Raw genomic sequence first — 17833 nt, forward strand, 5'->3', positions numbered from 1 at the left:
GGACCGGTCCGGCTGACCTCCGTTGAGCAGGCAGGCACCAGCGGCCGCCTGGAACACTCAGGTCAGGGAGGAAGAGAGTGAATCGGGACAAAGGCGAGACGACGCAGTCTGGCTGGGCGGTGGCTCTTGGCTTGCGCTTCACCACCTGGGCAGAAACCTGGTTTCCAGATGCCTATATCTTCGCCGCCTTGGCGCTGATCGTCACCGCGGTCGCGGCGCTTGCGATCGGAGCCCGGCCGACAGAGGTGGTGGACGCCTTCGGCAACGGCTTCTGGAGCTTCATCGTCTTCAGCCTGCAGATGGCCTTCATCGTCATCACCGGCTATGTCGTCGCAACCTCCAAGCCTGCGGCGCGGCTCATCACCTGGATCGCCAGCCTGCCAAGCACCGGGCCTTCCGCCGTTGCCTCCATCGCCTTCGTCAGCATGGCGACCTCCTTCGTGAACTGGGGCATGAGCCTGATCTTTAGCGGCCTGCTGGTGCGCGCCATGGCCGCACGTGCGGACCTGCGGATGGATTATCGGGCCGCCGGCGCCGCCGCCTATCTCGGCCTTGGTGCCACTTGGGCGCTCGGTCTCACCTCCTCCGCCGCGCAGCTTCAGGCCAACCCGGCGAGCCTGCCGAAGCCGTTGCTGGCCATCACCGGCGTGCTGCCCTTCAGCCAAACCATCTTCCTGTGGCAATCCATCGTCATGGCGCTGGTGCTGATGGTGGTCTCCATCCTGATCTGCCGCTTCTCCACCCCGACCGGGGGGCGCGTCGTCACCGCGGAAAGCCTGGGTATCGAGACCGAACTGCGGTCCACCGAACTGCCACCGCGCACCCGCCCGGGCGAATGGCTGGAATATTCGCCACTGATCACGCTCATCATCGTCGCGATGGGTGCCGGATGGGCCATCCGGCAGTTCGCCGCGCACGGCGCGAACGCCATCGCCAACCTCAACACCTACAACCTCATCTTCCTGATGATCGGTCTGCTGCTGCACTGGCGGCCGCGCTCCTTCCTCAACGCCGTGGCGCGGGCGGTGCCGGCCACGACCGGCGTGCTCATCCAATTCCCAATCTACGGTTCGATCGCCGCGATCATGACGACGGTTCATGGCGCGAGCGGACACTCCCTGGCGGATGCGATCGCCCATGCCTTCGTCAGTGTCAGCGCAACGGGCAGCTTTCCGGTTGTGATGGGCGCCTATTCCGCCGTGCTCGGCTTTTTCGTGCCCTCTGGCGGCGGAAAGTGGATCATCGAAGCGCCCTACGTCATGAAAGCCGCGGCGGATTTGAAGGTGCATCTCGGCTGGGCAGTGCAGGTCTACAACGCCGCGGAGGCGCTGCCGAACCTCATCAACCCGTTCTGGATGCTGCCGCTGCTCGGGGTCTTGTCCCTGAAGGCGAAGGACATCGTGGGGTTCACCTTCCTGCAGCTCATCGTGCATGTGCCCCTCGTCCTGTTCATGCTGTGGCTCTTCGCGCAGACGCTGAGCTTCGTGCCGCCCATCCACCCCTGACGAACGGATGCAGGCCCGCTGCGCCCTCAACCCAGCGCGTAGCGGGCGAGGCCGGCGGTCGCCACGCCGAGCAGGACGGTCGGGAGCAACGGCAAGCGGGCTGCGGCGACCAGGGTGACGCCGAGCGCCAGCAGATCGGCGAGCCGTCCGGAGAGGAAGGCGGGCGTGATCACTGCGATGAGCACGCAGCCCGGCGCCCTCTCCAGCGTCGCCATCGTTCGCGGCGACAAATGGCGGTTGCCGAGTAGCAGATAGCCGCCGATGCGCGTCATATAGGTCACGCTGGCCATCGCCAGGATGGCGACCAGGGTCCGATGATCGATCATGACCGCGCACCGATCCAGGCGGCGAGCAGGCCGGCTGCCGCGCCCGCAGGCACATACCAAGCACCAGGCAGAAAGAGATAGGCACAGCCTGCCGCGAGGAAGCTGACGAGCCATGGCACGGCCGCAGCCATACCCTTCCACATGCCACGCATCAGAACCAGAAAGATCGCGGGAAAGGCCATGTCCAATCCCCAGCGATCGAGATCCCCCAGAACCGGGCCGACAAGGGCACCAGTGGTCGTAAAGAAGACCCAACTGACGAAGAGACCGGCCGATACCCCCAGGAAATAGGCGGTGTTGAAGCGCGCGGGGATCGCCCCATCCCGCCTCTTCACATCGGCGAGCGCCATGGCCCAGCTCTCATCCACCATGAAGAAGAGGGATGGCAAAGCACGGCGGCGGGGCAGATGGCGCATCACCGGCGCCAAAGCCGCACCCATTACCAAATGCCGGCTATTGACGAGCAGGGTGACGCCCGCGATCAGCAGAACATGCGGCGGCCTGGTCCATAGGCCGACGGCCGCAAATTCGGAGCCACCGGCGAAGTTCAGGCCCGCCATGAGCGCGACGGCCAGCGGCGGGATCCCCTTGGCGGATGCCTGCGCCCCGAGAACGAGGGCGGCCGGCACCAAGCCGATGAGGATGGGGACCACCCCACGCAATCCGCGACGAAAGTCCCGCATGAGGCGCCCCGCTCTATGGTCTGGTTCCCGATCTATCCCCGATGCACCCGCAGGTGTATGCGAAATGAGTGGAATTTTTCCGAAATTGAGGCAGTTTCTGCTCACATTTGGGCCAACGAGGGCGTTATCTGCCATGGACCTTGATGCGATCGACCGCCGCATCCTCGCCGTCCTTCAGGCGGACGGGCGGATCAGCAACAATGACCTGGCTGAGCGGATCGGCCTTTCCCCTTCGCCCTGTCTGCGCCGGGTCCGGGCGCTGGAGGCCGCCGGAATCATCAAGGGCTATACGGCGCTTCTCGACTCGGCGCGCCTCGGGCTCGGCACCAGCGTCTTCGTTCGCGTCTGGCTCAAGGGCCAGGATGAGGAGACGGTGCGGCGCTTCAGCGAGAGCATCCTCGCGCTGCCCCATGTGGTGGAATGTCACATGATGGCCGGCGACTGTGATTTCCTGTTGCGGGTGGTCGCGCGCGATTTGGACGCTTATCGCCGCTTCCAGGCGGAGAAGCTTGCGCGCATCGTGGGCGTGCAGAGCCTGAAAACCGAGATTCCTCTGCAGCGGGTGAAGGAGGCGAGTCCGCTGCCGCTATGATGGATCATCGTCACGCCTCTGGCGACGGCCGTTTGTCACGGGCCGGCTGAAATACCGACCCGTAACAAACACGTTGGACCTTCGTCCGAACGTTACCAGCTGCCCGAGGTCGGCGCCGAGTTAGAGCCGGAATTCGAGTTTTCAAGCTTGTGAGGGAAAGGCTTCTCTGCACAAGCAGCCAACGCAACCATCATGGACAGAAGCACGGCGGCAGCACGGATCATTCTCGTAGTCCTTTTCGTTCCAGTACAACGTTTCGAAACAAATCACACCCCTGCGGGATCAAGCAAGCGCTTCCTGCGCGCCCCCGCAAGCTTAACGGAAGCTTAACGGTTTGGCGGCGGACAGACGAGAGCAAACTTGCACCCCCGTGCCGTGGCGTCCCGCTTCGCGTTTCTCTCCGCGATGGTCGCACATGCATCCCGCAAGCGTTTGTTTGCTGTTAATTGATCGAACAACTGACAGTCGCCCCTGTCCCTGCGCGCGGGATCCGCAGGAGACATGGTCGTGGCCAGGGTTCCGGCAGCCCAATTTGGCCGGCGCCCACCACCCGCGCTTCAGGCCGGGCATCGCGCCAGCCCGGCGAAACCGGCCGCCCTCCTGACCCTTCAAGCCATATAAACTTCACCGGCCCATCTTGCCGAACCCGGGCTCCGTCTGATTTTCGTCAGACGACGGGGCAGCAGGGCCGGGTTTGTCCCGAGCCGCCAGGCGGAGAGGAAGAGAGTATGGGCGGAGAGAGAGCGGCAACCAGCGACAACCCGGCGGATCGGCCGGTCACGGCATTGGGCGCCCTCACGGCCCTGGGCATTGTCTATGGCGATCTCGGCACCAGCCCCCTCTACACCTATCAGACGATCGTCGCCGATGTCGGCGGTCACCCCTCGGCGACCGCCGCACTCGGCCTTCTATCTCTCGTCGTCTGGGCGCTCGTGGTTACCGTCTCGGTCAAATATTGTGGCTTCGTGATGCGGGCGGACAACAATGGCGAGGGCGGCATCCTCGCTTTGATGTCCCTGGTCACGCGGCGGCTCGGCGAAGCGCGGGGCGGCACTACGGCCATCCTCGTAGCCATGGGCCTGTTCGGCGCCGCGCTGATCTATGGCGACGGTATCATCACCCCAGCGATTTCCGTGCTCAGTGCACTCGAGGGGCTAGAAATCGTGACGCCCAGCCTCACGCCCTATGTCTTGCCCGCGGCGATTGCCATCCTGCTTGCGCTTTTCACGGCGCAGTCCTTCGGCACCGCACGCATCGGCAAGCTGTTCGGGCCGGTGATGCTCCTCTGGTTCATCGTCATCGCCCTGCTCGGTCTCACCGGCATCGCCCGTCATCCGGCCGTCATCGCCGCGGTCAACCCCGGCTACGCCCTGGGCTTCCTCCTCCATCATGGCGCGCAGAGCCTCTTCGTGCTGGGCGGCGTGTTCCTGGCAATCACCGGCGGCGAGGCGCTCTACGCCGATATGGGGCACATCGGGCGGGCCCCCATCCGGGTCGCCTGGTCCTTCATCGTGCTGCCCGCCCTGCTGCTGAGCTATGCGGGGCAGACGGCGCTTCTCATCCAGAACCCGAACCTGGCGGGCAATCCCTTCTTCACCCTGGCGCCCGGCTGGGCGGTGGTTCCGCTCGTGGTGCTGGCGACACTTGCCACCATCATCGCGAGCCAGGCGATCATCACCGGCGCCTTTTCCCTCACCCGCCAGGCCATGCAGCTGGGCTGGCTGCCGGGCGTCAACATCCGGCAGACCTCGGACGAGGAGTATGGGCAGATCTACGTGCCCTGCGTGAACTGGCTGATGATGGCCGGAACCCTGGCCCTCGCCTGGGGGTTCGGCAGCTCCGCGAAGCTCGCCGGCGCCTACGGCACCGCGGTCTCCACCACGATGCTGCTCACCACCGCCTTGCTCTTCAACGCCATGCGGGACGTGTGGCGCTGGCCGCTCTGGCTCGCCCTCGGCGTCAGCGCTCTCTTCCTGGTGGTCGACCTCGCCTTCTTCTCGGCCAATCTGATGAAGATCGCGGAAGGCGGTTGGATCCCCCTCGTGCTCGGCGCGGCCATCTTCACCGCGATGCGCGTTTGGCGCACGGGCACCCTGGCCGTGAAAACCCGTCTGCTCGCCCTGGAAAAGGGACCCGTCGAATTTCTGGCCGATCTCGCCGCCCACCGCATTCCGCGCGTGCCGGGCACCGCCGTGTTTCTCAGCCGGACCGACACCACGGTGCCCGTCATGCTGATGCGCCACGTCGCGCAGATGGGCGCGCTTCAGGAGAAGGTGGTCACCCTCACGCTCCTCTTCGACGAAGTGCCGCGCATCGCCCCGGCGGATCGCGCGATGGTGGAGGAAATCGCACCCAACTTCTGGCACGTGCGGGTGCATTTCGGCTTCGTCGAAGTGCCGAATGTGATCGTCGCGCTCTCCAGCGCGAAGGCGGAAGGCTGCCCGGTAACGCTGGACGACGCCGTCTTCTTTGCAGCGCGAGACCAGGTCATCCGCGCCAAATCGGCGCCGCGGATGCCGGCCTGGCAGCGCAGCGTTTTCAGCTTCATGTATCGCAATGCCGTCCGCTCCTCCGATCGCTTCGACCTGCCGGCTGACCGCTTCCTGGAGGTTGGACGTCAAGTGGAGCTTTGAGGATGCGCAACCGGTGCCCTATCCACAGAGTGCTCGCCTGCGTGGAGCGCATTCTGGCTCCAGCGCAGACAGATGACCCGAAGAAGAGAGGCAAAGTTGCGCACCTCTCCTTGCTCTTCCATGATTTCTCTATGTAGAACCGAAACAAATCGGTTAACCGTCATTCCTTCATGTTCTGAAATTTCTTCAAGCGTCTTCCAGAAGGCTGATTCAAGACGAACCGAGGTTGCATAACCATCCAGCCGTACGGCGCGGGTTTCCCCTGCATAGGCCGCAGCGGGCTGGCTCCGAAAAATCTTGCACATATTCCACCACTGGCAATTTTTATCGTTGATATTGGCCTCTGCGGGCTGAGCGGACGGTCCTGTATTGGAGAGGACGCGTCATAGCCAAATACTACCCGTGGATATCTCTCCGGTGTAGTAGAGTATCCCAAAATAGCTGCCGCAGGTCAGCACGCACTGATTTGTGCGAAGCAGCAGGCTGGATTGAGAGGAAATCGGTCGTGGTGGATATTCTTTCCAAGCGCTCCGGTCCCCGCAGGGAAGATGCGCAGATAAAGCGGATTATTTCCGAAAATCAGGGGACGATCACGCGCCTCGCGGATCATCTCAGCAGCGGCGCCTACTCCGCCAGCAGGAAGCCCAAACAACAACCTCAGCCACGCAATCTGGTGATCGTCCACGGCCCGGCGACCGCCTCGGATGCACCGCCCTCGCCCTACGTCCGTGTAAGCCCCAATGGCCGCGTCGTCGTGATGGATGGGAATACGGGCCGCCAGCTGCATCATCTGGGAGATCTGCGGGGGGTCGAAGGCCGCACCTGCTTCCGCTTGGCGACGAGCGGCAATGGCTATATCGCCCCGCTCGACGGCGCACTGGCGAGCGCGCTCGCCGCTCTGGATGGCAAGGCGCTCGAGCCTGGTGAATCCGACGCACGGTTCGCCGCCAGGGTCGAGGCTGCCCTTGGCCTCGCTTAAGCATCCAGAGACGGGGCACGGTCCCGCCCCTCCTCCCCCTGCCGTCCTCGCCGATTATGACGAGCGGCGGGTGATGCGGGCTTGGGAACGCTTCCTCTCAGGAACCCCCGACCCCGGGCAGGCCAGCTTTCCCGTGCGGCGTGACATCCAGGATTCCTGGGGGCGCTGCGCTTCCATCGGTGTCGACTGCCGCCAATGCGAAGCCCCGATCGATAATGACAAAGCGACGCTCGCTTGGCTGCACGAGCGGAATGACGAGCTCCTGCTCGCGGCGCGGCCGTCCTTCCTCACGGTCGGGCACCTGCTGCACGACGCGGGGGCGATGCTGGTGCTCGCCGATGGCGACGGCGTGCTGCTCGACGTGATCGGCGATAAGAAGACGATCCATGACGGCATGGACATCCATCTCGGCATCGGCGGCCGCTGGACGGAGGATGTTGCCGGCACCAACGGGATCGGCACCGCGCTCTGGTCAGACCGGCCGGTTTTCGTGCATGCGGCCGAGCATTTCTGCGCCGGCATCAAATCCTGGACCTGCGCTGCGGCGCCGGTGCACGACCCCTTTGACGGCAAGGTTGTCGGCGTGATCGACCTGTCGGGCCATCCCGACATCTTCAGGCCGCACAACATCGCCTTGGTCGCGAGCATCGCGGAAGAGGTGACGCGCCGCATCGCGGAGCACCAGAACAGCGAGCGCATCCGCCTGCTCGAAGCCTTCGTCGATAGCGCACCGCGCTATCGACGGCAGGATGGCGTCATGATCATCGACCGGCAGGGCCGGCCGCTCTACATGAACAATGTCAGCGCCGAACGGTTGGGGGCGCTGCTCCCGCACGAAGCAGGCAACGCCACCAAGGCGCCAACCCGGATGCGTCGTCGGCCGGAGATAGACCTGCTGGCCGACATCACCGCCAATCTCTCCCCGCATTTCGGCGAATGCGATCTCAGCCCGCTGCGTCTCGACGGCGATCTGCAAGGCGTGGCTCTCATTTTCCCCGAAGCGCGCAGCCCACGCTCCACCAGCGTCGCCTTTGGCGCCGCCGTCCAGCGCCGGGTGGGAGCGGGGGAGGATGGGCCGGAGATCATCGGCCACAGCCGCGCTCTTCGTGAAGCGGTGGAGCTCGCGCAACTTGCCGCCGAATCACCGAATGTCTCCTCTCTCCTCATCGAGGGGGAAACGGGAACAGGCAAGGAACTCATCGTCAGGCTCATTCACGCGCATGGCAAAACCAGCGCGGACGCGCCCTTCGTCGCACTCAATTGCGGCGCCATCACGCGCGAGCTCTTCGGCAGCGAGCTCTTCGGCCATGTCGGGGGCGCCTTCACGGGGGCGACGCGCGAGGGCAAGGCAGGCGTCTTGGAGCGGGCGCATGGCGGACTGCTCAGCCTCGACGAAATCGGCGAGATGCCGCTCGATATCCAGCCCTTCCTGCTGCGCACGCTGGAGGAGCGGACCATCCGCCGCATCGGCGATAGCCGGGAGCGGCCGGTGAATGTCCGCGTCGTCGCTTCCACCAACCGCGACTTGCGGCAAGAGGCGAGCGAGGGCCGGTTCCGCTGGGATCTCTACTACCGCATCAGCGCCATTCTCATCCGCATTCCGCCGTTGCGGGACCGCGAAGACGACGCGCTGCTGCTCGCCGACTTCTTCAGCCATCGCCTGGCGCGGCAAACCGGCGGGGAGCCGCTGCAGTTCTCGGACGAGGTGGAACGCGCGATGCGCGCCTATGCATGGCCAGGCAATGTGCGGGAACTGCGCAACCTCGTCGAGCGGCTGCACCTCACCTGTCGCGACGGGGTCGTGACGGAGCGGGACCTGCCGCCCGATATGCTCCGCGAGGCGGCGGCCGACTCAGGCGCCCTCGCACCGCTGGCGGACGCCACTGCCAACCCGGAAAGCCAGGCGCTCCGCGCCGCGCTGGAGGCCGCGGGTGGAAATCTCAGCCAGGCTGCGCATCTGCTTGGCATCTCACGCCCGACGCTGTATCGCCGGCTCGATCAGCACGGCATCCGCCGCAGTTTCGTGCAGCGATAACCCCCCGAGCGGGCAGGCCCGACCGGGAGGGGGTCTTCCTCATCTCACGGCACGATCACCCCACGGCCGGAGAACCGCCGCGCCTTGAAGTCGGCAATCGCCGTGTTGATGTTCTCCAAATTGTATTTCGTGTAGTGCATGCGCACGCGGCCGTCGGCGTTGAGCTCCATGAGTTCCACGAGCTCGGTGAAATTGCCGACGAGGCTGCCGCCGATGTTGATCTCTTCGGTCACGAAATGCAGCGTCGGGATCTTGATCATCCCGCCATAGCCCACCACGAGCAGCTGGCCCCCTTTGCGCACCATCTGCCAGCACAGATTCTCGATGCCGAGTTCGCCCACGAAATCGATCACCACCTGGGCGCCGCCGCCCGTTGCCTCGCGCACCGCCGCCACCACGTCCCCACTGCCCTCGATGGTGATGTCGGCGCCCAGTTCCTTCGCCAGGCGCAGGGCAGACGCCTCGCGGTCTACCGCGACGATCCGGCACCCCGAAAGCGCCCGCAAGGATTGCAGGGCAATGTGGCCGAGGCCGCCGATGCCGAGCAGCACGCAATAGGCGCCTGGGCGCAGCAGCTTGGCCGCTCGCTTCGCCGCGCGATAGGCGGTGATGCCGGCGTCCGCCAGCGGCGCGACATCGATCGGCATGACATTGGATTTGAGTTTGATGAGGGACCGCTCGCTCGTCACCATGTATTGCGCAAAGCCGCCGTTGAGGCCAAGACCAGGAAAGAGGCCGTTGTCGCAATACATGTCTTCGCCGTGCCGGCAGTTCAGGCAGATGCCGCAGGACCGGAAGGGGTGACAGATCACCGCGTCCCCGCGCTTCACCGTGGTGACGCTGCTGCCCACCTCCTCCACCCAGCCCGCATTCTCATGGCCCATGATGTACGGCAGAAGCCGGCCCTCCGGGTCCATCACCGAGCGCCAGACCCCCTCGATGATATGCAGATCGGTGCGGCAGAGACCGGCGGCCCCGACCCGCACGATGACCTCGTCCGGCGAGGAGATCTTGGGTTCCGGCACCTCGTCGATCTTGAGCTGCACGTTCATCGCCGGATCGTATTCGTAGAGCCTTGCCGCCTTCATGGCGTTTCTCCTTCTTCGATGTTCATGCGCGGCCGAGCCGCTCCGCCCCGCCGCCCCGCGCAGGCCCTTCGGTGGGGTCTTCGCCCTCCGGCAGGTCTGCGACCAGCGTTTCGGTGGACAGGATGAGCTTGGCGACGGAGGCCGCGTTGGTGAGGGCCGTGCAGGTCACCCGTGCAGGGTCCACCACGCCGGCCTCGAACATGTCCTGGAAGCGGCCCGCGGCGGCGTCATAGCCGAAGCCCGCACGGGCGTGGACGACCTCGGCTACCACCGCCTCCGGATCCCCTCCGGCATTGGTGACGATGCGGGCCAGCGGCCGGGTGAGCACGGAGCGCAGCAAGCGGATGCCGGCAGCCTCATCCCCCTCCGCCGCGTCGAGCAGCGGGTTCAGCACGGGAGCAATCTGCGCGAGGGCAGTGCCGCCGCCGGCGAGAATACCCTCCTCCACCGCCGCCCGCACGGCATGCAGCGAGTCCTCGATCAGTTGCGCTGTGCGCCGCTGCTCCACCGGGGTCGCCCCTCCGGCGAGGATCACGGCGGCGCCGCCCGAAAGCTTCGCGAGCCGCTCGCGCAGCTTGTCCTGCTCGACATTGGGGGGCGCCACCTCATACTGCCGCTGAACCTGGGCGCGCCGGGCAGCAATGGCGGCCGCACTTCCGCCCCCGCCGATGATGGCCGTCTGCGCGCTCGCGCTCCGCACCCGTTCCGCGGTGCCGAGATCCTCGCGCGTCACCTCGTCCAGCCGGCCGCCGAGGTCGCGTGCGATCACCCGGCCACCTGTGAGAATGGCCAGATCCTCCATCATCGCCTTGCGCCAATGGCCATATTCCGGCGGATGCACGATGAGATAGCGGCCCGGGCCGTCCCGGCCGAGCAGCGCGACCACGACCTCCGGCGCCACCTCCTCGGCGACGATGAGGAGCGGCCGCCGCTCGGCCTCGGCCATCCGCCGCGCTGCCGAAAGCTCCTCCGCCGCGCGGATCTTGAGATCCGTCATCAGGATCAGCGGACGCTCCAGCACCGCTTCCATGCGGTCCTGGTCCGTCACCATGTGGTGCGACAGATAGCCGCGATCGAAGGACATCCCTTCCGCGACCTCCAACGTCGTCTCGGTCGTCACGCTGAATTCTGTCGAGATCACGCCATCCGCACCGACACGGCGGAAGGCCTCCGCCACCAGAGCGCCGAGACGCGGCTCGGTCGCGGCGATCGTCGCGACGGCGGCGAGCGCCGCGTCGTCGGCCGCCGGACGAGCCTGTCGCCGCAGAGCGGTGGTGACGCATTCCACCGCGCGATCGATACCGCGGCAGAGATCGACCGTGCGTGCCCCCTGCTCGATTGCATCGACACCCTTCTGGATGAGCGCATTGGCCAGCACGATCGCTGTCGTCGTGCCATCGCCCGCGATGGCGTTGGTCTGCATGGAGACCTCGCGCACCACCTGCGCCCCCATATTCTCGAAGCGGTCTGGCAGCTCGATCTCGGTCGCGATGCTTACCCCGTCCCGTGTCACGATCGGCGTGCCGATCGGCCGGTCGATCATCGCGTTCATCCCCTTGGGGCCAAGCGTCGGTTCGACCGCGGCGGCAAGCTGCTGGACGCCGCGCGCCAGCAGCCGCCGCGCATCCTTGCTGTGAATGAGCCTTTTCGGCATTGGCTGTTTCCCCAAAGATTGGCCGGGGCGTCTTGCCGCGCCCTCGGCCCATGGTTCAATTTCGGTGACTCTGCATCCCGTCCCTCGTCACACGGCCGAGGATGAAATCGGCGAGACCTGGCCCGGGAAGGTCCGGCTCTCCGGTCGAGACGTCCACCTCCCGGTAGCGGCTCTCCTTCAACCCCCGGCACAGCGCGCCGTTGAACTCCATGTTGATCCTGACCGCGCGCAGGGCTGCGAGGTGCTGCGATAGCTCATCCGGGCGGAGCGGCTCGCCCTCCCAGGTGAGAAAGGCCGGGCCATCCTTCTCCGAGTCCGGAAAGCGACTGGTGAAGGCCGCGCGGTAAAGAGCGACGGCCGCGGCCTCCCCGCTCTCGCGTTGCAGCCCGGCCCAGGTGAGGCCCGACATCGCCACGTTGCTGAGGCCGCTCTCCCGCAGCGCGAGCAGCACCGTCTCCTGCCGCCGTTGAAACGCCTTTTTCGTGAAGATCGCGCGCAAGGCGCGGATATCCGCATCGGGCGCGAGCCGCCCCACGATCTCGTCGAAGCTGTGCCCCGCCGCCAAGGCGGCGTTGATCTCCTCTCCCATGAGATGATCGAGCAGCGTGATCGAAAAGCGCGGACGCCAGGACAGTGCCACCAGGGCACCGCGCAAATCCTCGAGCATCAGGAAGGCGAAGTTGGGAGAACACCAATAGGTCGGCAGCCGGAACGCGACGGCGACCGCACCATCCTCGGCAACCGTGGCGCTCTCGACGAATCCCATGGAAACCACGGATTCGTCGAGTTCCGGATCGGTCACCGCCTTGAGGCGCCGCCAGAGTTCCCTCTGGCGGTCCTCGTTCATCCCAGCGGCGGCCACGCGCCTACTCCGCGGCGATGCTGAGCGGCGCGCGGGCGAGATTTGCCCGCTTCGCCGCGATGTCGATGTCGTAGAGACGCGCCGCGTTGAGACCGAGAATCTTTTCCTTGATCTCGGACGTCAGCTGCACGCCGCGCTCCTTGGCGATATCCTCGGGCAACTCGAAGGACCAGAAGCGCTCCACCAGCCAGCGCGGCGTCCAGATGGCATAATCCGAACCGAAGAGGATACGATCGGGCCCAAGCCAGAAGAGCAGTTCGGAGATGACCTCGGCAAAGTAGCGCGGGCGGGAATGGATGAAGGGCAGCGCCACGGCCAGGCCACCATAGACGTTGCTCTCCTGCACTGCGATCCAGCAGAAATCGTCCAGCCGCGGCAGGCCGCAATGTTCGACGATCCAATTCAACCCTTGAAAATCGGTCGCTGCGTCGTCGACGTCGGCGACATCGAAGGCGTCACGCGTCAGCGGCGTGATCGTCGGGCCCTTGTGGACGTGGATGTTGCGGATTCCGAGCTTCTCGCAGAGTTCGAAGCATTTATACGCGGCCGGATCGGTGAGCTTCCACCCGCGCGAGGCTCCGTTCCACTCGGCCGTGTACATCTTCACGCCCTTGATGTCGTACGTCTCCTTCATGAAGTGGATGTATTCGATGGCCTTCTCGCCATCCCGCGGATCGAAGGAGCCGTTGACGATGAAGCGTTCCGGGTAGCGCTGCGCCACCTCGAAGTTCCGTTCGATCGTGTTGAAGCCGTTCTTGTAGAAATCCTTCAGATAGGTGGACTGTACGATCGCCACATCGTCCGGCCCATCGATGAAGAGATCCCGATAGAGATCGTCCGCCGTGTACTTCTCGAACTTCTCCTTGGCCCAGAGCTGTTCCTTCGGGCTCAGCGCAGTGTGATAGCCATAGAAGCACTCGATGAACTGCTTGCCGTGAATATTCTTTTGGTTCTCCGGGCTGCCATCCCAGAAATGGGTGTGCCCATCGACCACGAAGATTTCCTTGCCGTCCGGCGTCTTGAACATGCTCGTCCCCTCTCTGTCGTCTTCTTTGGGAGGCGCCGCGCCAGGCGGCGCCTCCATCGGCCGCACCGTTGATCGGTGTCAGATGTATTCCATCACCTCGTCCATGTTGCCGAAGAGGATGACGGTATTGTCATCGACCCGCACCATGCGGCCGTAATGAGTCGAGGTATTCACCTCGAAAATCTCCGCCGTCATCTCTCGGCCAAGAAACTCGCTGATCTCGTCCATCTTGAAGATCAGCTTGCCCTCGCCGTCGATCCGGATGAGCGCGGGCTGGTAGGTAACGATGACACCCTCCTTCTGCGCCATGAACTCGGCGATGGCGCGGGCCTCCACCGAATCGTTCATAGTGACGCCGCATTGGTGCGAAATCGTCTGCTCGAAGGTGATGTCGTGCATCGACTTGAAGATGTTCGACCCCGAGGAGCCGCGTGTGCTGACGGACATGGTGGTCTCCCTTGTGCTTACTGTTCGAGGCCGAGTTCGCCGATGATCTTGCCGAGCCGCTCCTGCGCCTTCGCCATGATGTCGCTGAAGGAAACGGGCTTCGAGTGCGGCATGGACCAGATTGGCTGCAAGCCGTGCGCCGCCTTCTCCGCGAGCGCGCCATGCTTGGCGAGCCAGGCATGGAACAGGCCACGGTTGTGTACGGCGAACTGATTGTCATGCGCGAGCAGGTAGATGAGGTCGACGGTGTTCGCGAGGTTGCGCTCGTAATCCGCTTCCGCCGCCGAGATGACGGAGGGCGTGATGAAGTCGTTGTTCGCCGCCGCCACCTGCATGAGGAAGCCCGAGCGGAACAGCTCTCCCACCAGCGGCTCGAAGACGACGTTGATGGCGAAATACTGCTCCAGGTAGTCAGTCGAGCCCATGATGGTCTCCACCGCCTCCCGCGTGCCCTGCCAGACTGGGTCTTCGAGCCAGACCTTTTTGCCGGCCTCGTCGTCCCAACCCTCGAGATCCATGCCGATTTCGGCGAGATACAGGGTGATGTCCTGGGCGAGCCGCAGCTTGTAGGAGGAGTTGGTCAAGGTCGCGTTGTTGATCATCTGCGTATAGCCGTAGCGCTGCGCCTGCATCAGCGAAGTGCCGAGGCCGAACTCCGCATGCTTCCAGGCGCCGAGATGGCTCTGCAAAATCTTCACCCAGGCGCGATCGAAGTGCTGCGGGGCGCCGGCCTTCCGACCGTTGGCGATGACGCTCTGCACCATGGTCTCGATGCGAGACTGGCGTTGATAATGCGTGCGCTCCCATTCCTGGTCGGGCGCGCGGAAGGCATGCCAGTTGGAGCTGCGCGCCGCCGTCGCGTCCTTGCCATAGGCGCCGCGGCCGTCCGCGAAGGAGATGATCCAATCCTGAATCAAATAGCGTTCCGGATCGGGCTGTACGTCGACCGTGACATCCTCGTAATGCGTCGCCCTTTGGCCGCGCGGTTCGAAGTAGCGGTATTTGCGACTTGTCGAGTCGACGAAGGCCGCGGCGCCGGCGGCACCCGATCCGACCGAGCTGGAAGTTGCAGGCATGTTTCACTCCTTCATGTTTGTCTTTGCGGCGCAGGGTCAGTGCCCAGGCGCCGAGGGAGCAGCCGTTGTGAAGCGGTCGAAGAAGACGCGTTCGGGCTCGAAGCCGTTCATGAACAGCACGGGCTGCAGCGCGTCGATCATCGGCGGCGGCCCGCAGGCATAGACATCGCCATTGCCCGCGATCCCGAACTCCTTGAGAAGAGCGTTCACCCGGTCGTGCACGAAGCCGCGCTCGCCGCGCCAGTCTGCATCCTCCGCGGCATGGGACAGGACCGGGATGAAGCGCAGCGCGGGATGGATGGCGGTGAGCGCCGCGATCCGATCAAGATAGAAGAGGTCGGCCTGGGTGCGGGCGCCGTAGAAGAAGTAGACCGGCCGCTTCTCCCCGCTGTTCAGGTGATCGTTGAGGATCGCCCAGATCGGTGACATCCCAGAGCCGGCCGCCACCAGCACTAGCGCTCCGTCTCGTCCTTCCCGCCGGAAGCAGGAGCCATAGGGGCCGGTGAGTTGGACCTCGGCGCCGACGGCGATGCCTCCGGCGTCGAGCTCGCTGGAGAATTTTCCGTTGGGGTATTTTTTGATGATGAAGCTGAGGGTTTTGGTTTCGTCCGGCGTATTTGCCATGGAAAACGAGCGCGTAATCGTCTCCCCTTCTTTCGTGGTGACCGTGATGTCGGCATATTGCCCGGCCCAGAAGCGGATCGTTGATGCGAGTTCGATCTGCAGTCCCCGAATATCGTGGGTCAGTCTTTCCACCGCGGTGATCCGCCCCTGGTAGCTCTTGACCGGGATCGACTTCGCCAGAACCTCTTCGTCATAGTTGAGCAGCTCGACTTCGATGTCCGAATAGGCGAGCGTCCGACACAGCAGGACGTGGCCGCTCTCCTTCTCGAAATCGTTGAGGGCGAAGGTCGAGTATTTCATCATCTCCACCTCGCCGCTCAGAAGCACGCATTTGCAGGCGGAGCATTGACCTTCCTTGCAGCCATGCGGCAGAGAAATCCCCTGCCGGAAAGCGGCGTTGAGCACGCTCTCCCCCGAACCCACCTCGAACTCCACACCGACGGGTTCGAGCCGCACGGTATAGGTCTCCCCCGCCACGGGCTCGCCACCACCCTGTTTCTGTATCGTTACCGTGGACATCGTCCCTCCTCTCGCCCGGGTTGCGGAGGCGGCCATGTAGCCGCCTCCGCGTCTCGGAACCTCGTCAGTGGCAGGGGTTGATGGTGAAGCCCGCGCGGTATTCGGCGAGGTGCTTTTCGCGCTCGGCAGCGTCCATTCCGCGCAGCACCACGAGCGGCGCCTTCACGGTGTGGCCGCGCAGATCGTCAAGCGTCCACATCTCCTTGTCGTCGAAGCGCAGATGCGGCTGCGGGATCAGCGTCTTGCCGTCCGAACGGACGAAGTTGAGATCCTTCAGAATGTCGGCGAGATCCCAGTCGTGATACAGCGTCTCCCACTGCCGCTTGCCGCTGAAGCGGCCCATGGCAGGGGTTGGCCGGCCCTGATATTCCTCGGCGAAGGCCTCCACCGCCGTCCAGCGGTCGAGTTCGTGCGCGAAGGTGTAGATCTCACCGTCGATCTCGTCCGTCACCATATCCTCGCGGATGAGACAGGGGACCAGGCAACTCCAGCAGCGGTGTGGATAGACGTAGCCGACGTCCGAGTTGAACATCAGCACCGTCTCGCCGCGATGGCTGAGCTTCTCGTACCACTTCCAGTATTCGCCGAACTCGGCATACCAGCCGGGATACTTGGTCTCGAACCACTCGAAGTCCTTCTCGGTCTGTGCCTCGATGCGCCAGAAGTTGACCGGCCAGCCGACGGAGAAGAACTGCGCCACCTTGTGCACGTAGTTCTTCTTGGTGATGCGGTTCCACGCCTCCTGCACGTCGTCGTGGTGAACCTTGATGCCGTATTTCTCGAGCGGCAGCATATAGGTCCGGTAGTAATCCTCGAAGATCCAGCGGTGCCACATCTCCGCGTAGGATTCCTTGTTCTTGTTGCGGTCGGTGGTGCCGTATTCGATGAAGGTGCCGATCGCGGCGTCGACGATCGCGTGGTTCTGCCAGAAGGCGTAGCGCAGGTCGCGCTCCAGCAGCAGATGATTGTCCGGCTCCTTGAGGGCCGCCATCAGCATCGAATGCCCGTTGCCGATGTGCCGGCTCTCGTCCGACTGGACGGAGAGGAAGACGGTCGGCAGCGCATAATCGCCGTTGCGCGCCGCTTCCGAGGGCATGGCGACGAAGAGCGTATTGGTGAAGGCCGTCTCGGCGACCACCGTCAGATACATGCAGGCCGCGGTCATCGTGTCGCCGGTGATGAAACCTTCACCGAACTGGCGGCCGATCGTCGTCGCGTAGCACTTGCCGAAGGCTTCCTCGGTGATGTCGAACCCGGCCGGGTCGATATAGTTCTCCATGTACCATTTCTTGAGGTTCATCTGGATGGTGGAGTGCCGGAACTCGTCCACCATCTGCATGGTGAAGCCCGTGCGCAGGTCTTCACCCGGCGCAAGGCGCGCCACCATGGCCATGGAGCGGGCCGCCGAGATTTCCGGGAAGGGAATGATGGCAAGGAAGAGCTTCATCCACTCCACCCACCGCGGCTCGACATTGCGGAACATGTCGCCGCGGAGCGCTGCGTCGAGCGCGCCGTACACGCGATTGTCCTTCTCTTCCTGCATCGGGAAGTAGGAGCGCAGCACCTGCTTCATCGGATCGCGCGGGGCCTTGGCAATCTTGTAGTCCGTCGGGAAGGTCATCGCCTCCTGAACGTAGCTCGGGTTCCAGCCGAGATCGGCGATCTTCTTGGCGGCTTCCCCCACGGGAATGCCTCTTTGCGCTGTGATCTTGTTGAGCGTTAACGACATCAGACAAATCCTCCACTCGTTTCTTGCGACGGGCATAGCCCGGGATCAGGCGGC

At 64.4% G+C, this 17833-nt stretch carries 16 protein-coding genes; 5 read left to right on the forward strand and 11 right to left on the reverse strand.

Features of this window, described 5'->3' with window-relative positions; genetic code table 11:
- The first annotated feature begins 77 nt into the window (after positions 1-77).
- Entirely contained in the window at positions 78-1505 is a 1428-nt protein-coding gene (locus ACYQ6W_RS09420; protein ID WP_459674946.1) for a short-chain fatty acid transporter, read from the forward strand.
- Positions 1506-1531: 26 nt separating this feature from the next.
- Here ACYQ6W_RS09420 and ACYQ6W_RS09425 read toward each other — a convergent pair whose 3' ends face one another.
- Both ACYQ6W_RS09425 and ACYQ6W_RS09430 read right to left on the reverse strand, forming a co-directional pair.
- Positions 1532-1831, reverse strand: a complete 300-nt coding sequence (locus ACYQ6W_RS09425) for an AzlD family protein (RefSeq protein ID WP_459674948.1) — start codon at positions 1829-1831, stop codon at positions 1532-1534.
- Positions 1828-2514, reverse strand: coding sequence for an AzlC family ABC transporter permease (locus ACYQ6W_RS09430; protein ID WP_459674949.1), 687 nt, complete (start codon positions 2512-2514; stop codon positions 1828-1830). Before ACYQ6W_RS09430 ends, ACYQ6W_RS09425 begins: the two co-directional genes overlap by 4 nt.
- A 133-nt stretch (positions 2515-2647) precedes the next feature.
- Here ACYQ6W_RS09430 and ACYQ6W_RS09435 point away from each other — a divergent pair, with 133 nt between their 5' ends.
- Both ACYQ6W_RS09435 and ACYQ6W_RS09440 read left to right on the forward strand, forming a co-directional pair.
- Positions 2648-3106 (forward strand): Lrp/AsnC family transcriptional regulator, encoded by a 459-nt coding sequence (locus ACYQ6W_RS09435; RefSeq protein ID WP_459674951.1) that lies wholly within the window; start codon positions 2648-2650, stop codon positions 3104-3106.
- A 728-nt stretch (positions 3107-3834) separates the two neighbouring features.
- A complete protein-coding gene (locus tag ACYQ6W_RS09440; RefSeq protein WP_459674952.1) occupies positions 3835-5739 on the forward strand; it encodes a potassium transporter Kup in 1905 nt (634 codons plus the stop codon).
- Here the strand turns inward: ACYQ6W_RS09440 and ACYQ6W_RS09445 are convergent.
- Positions 5724-6044: a ribbon-helix-helix domain-containing protein gene (locus tag ACYQ6W_RS09445; RefSeq protein ID WP_459674953.1), complete on the reverse strand. Its 321-nt coding sequence runs from the start codon at positions 6042-6044 to the stop codon at positions 5724-5726. The two genes, ACYQ6W_RS09440 and ACYQ6W_RS09445, sit on opposite strands and share 16 nt — an antisense overlap.
- Positions 6045-6244: 200 nt before the next feature.
- On the opposite strand from ACYQ6W_RS09445, the gene ACYQ6W_RS09450 reads away from it, so the two are divergent.
- A complete protein-coding gene (locus ACYQ6W_RS09450) occupies positions 6245-6718 on the forward strand; it encodes a hypothetical protein (RefSeq protein WP_459674955.1) in 474 nt (157 codons plus the stop codon).
- Entirely contained in the window at positions 6705-8753 is a 2049-nt protein-coding gene (locus ACYQ6W_RS09455; RefSeq protein WP_459674957.1) for a sigma-54-dependent Fis family transcriptional regulator, read from the forward strand. The genes ACYQ6W_RS09450 and ACYQ6W_RS09455 overlap by 14 nt, the downstream gene beginning before the upstream one ends.
- Positions 8754-8797: 44 nt before the next feature.
- On the opposite strand, the gene ACYQ6W_RS09460 is transcribed toward ACYQ6W_RS09455, so the two are convergent.
- The 8 genes from ACYQ6W_RS09460 to ACYQ6W_RS09495 form a co-directional block, all read right to left on the reverse strand.
- Positions 8798-9841 (reverse strand): NAD(P)-dependent alcohol dehydrogenase, encoded by a 1044-nt coding sequence (locus tag ACYQ6W_RS09460; RefSeq protein WP_459674959.1) that lies wholly within the window; start codon positions 9839-9841, stop codon positions 8798-8800.
- A gap of 22 nt (positions 9842-9863) precedes the next feature.
- Positions 9864-11495 carry a chaperonin GroEL gene (groEL, locus tag ACYQ6W_RS09465; protein WP_459674960.1) on the reverse strand — a complete coding sequence of 544 codons (1632 nt, stop codon included), beginning with the start codon at positions 11493-11495 and terminating at the stop codon, positions 9864-9866.
- Positions 11496-11550: 55 nt separating this feature from the next.
- A complete protein-coding gene (locus ACYQ6W_RS09470) occupies positions 11551-12357 on the reverse strand; it encodes an iron-sulfur cluster assembly protein (protein ID WP_459674962.1) in 807 nt (268 codons plus the stop codon).
- A 4-nt stretch (positions 12358-12361) separates the two neighbouring features.
- Positions 12362-13384, reverse strand: coding sequence for an amidohydrolase family protein (locus ACYQ6W_RS09475; RefSeq protein WP_459674963.1), 1023 nt, complete (start codon positions 13382-13384; stop codon positions 12362-12364).
- A gap of 78 nt (positions 13385-13462) precedes the next feature.
- Positions 13463-13831: an MmoB/DmpM family protein gene (locus ACYQ6W_RS09480; RefSeq protein ID WP_459674965.1), complete on the reverse strand. Its 369-nt coding sequence runs from the start codon at positions 13829-13831 to the stop codon at positions 13463-13465.
- 17 nt (positions 13832-13848) lie between these two features.
- Positions 13849-14907, reverse strand: coding sequence for an aromatic/alkene monooxygenase hydroxylase subunit beta (locus tag ACYQ6W_RS09485; RefSeq protein ID WP_459674966.1), 1059 nt, complete (start codon positions 14905-14907; stop codon positions 13849-13851).
- A 36-nt stretch (positions 14908-14943) separates the two neighbouring features.
- Positions 14944-16050 (reverse strand): 2Fe-2S iron-sulfur cluster-binding protein, encoded by a 1107-nt coding sequence (locus ACYQ6W_RS09490; RefSeq protein WP_459674967.1) that lies wholly within the window; start codon positions 16048-16050, stop codon positions 14944-14946.
- A 64-nt stretch (positions 16051-16114) separates the two neighbouring features.
- A complete protein-coding gene (locus ACYQ6W_RS09495) occupies positions 16115-17779 on the reverse strand; it encodes an aromatic/alkene/methane monooxygenase hydroxylase/oxygenase subunit alpha (RefSeq protein WP_459674968.1) in 1665 nt (554 codons plus the stop codon).
- Positions 17780-17833 lie beyond the last annotated feature (54 nt).

The sequence above is a fragment of the Acidisoma sp. 7E03 genome, from assembly GCF_054665075.1.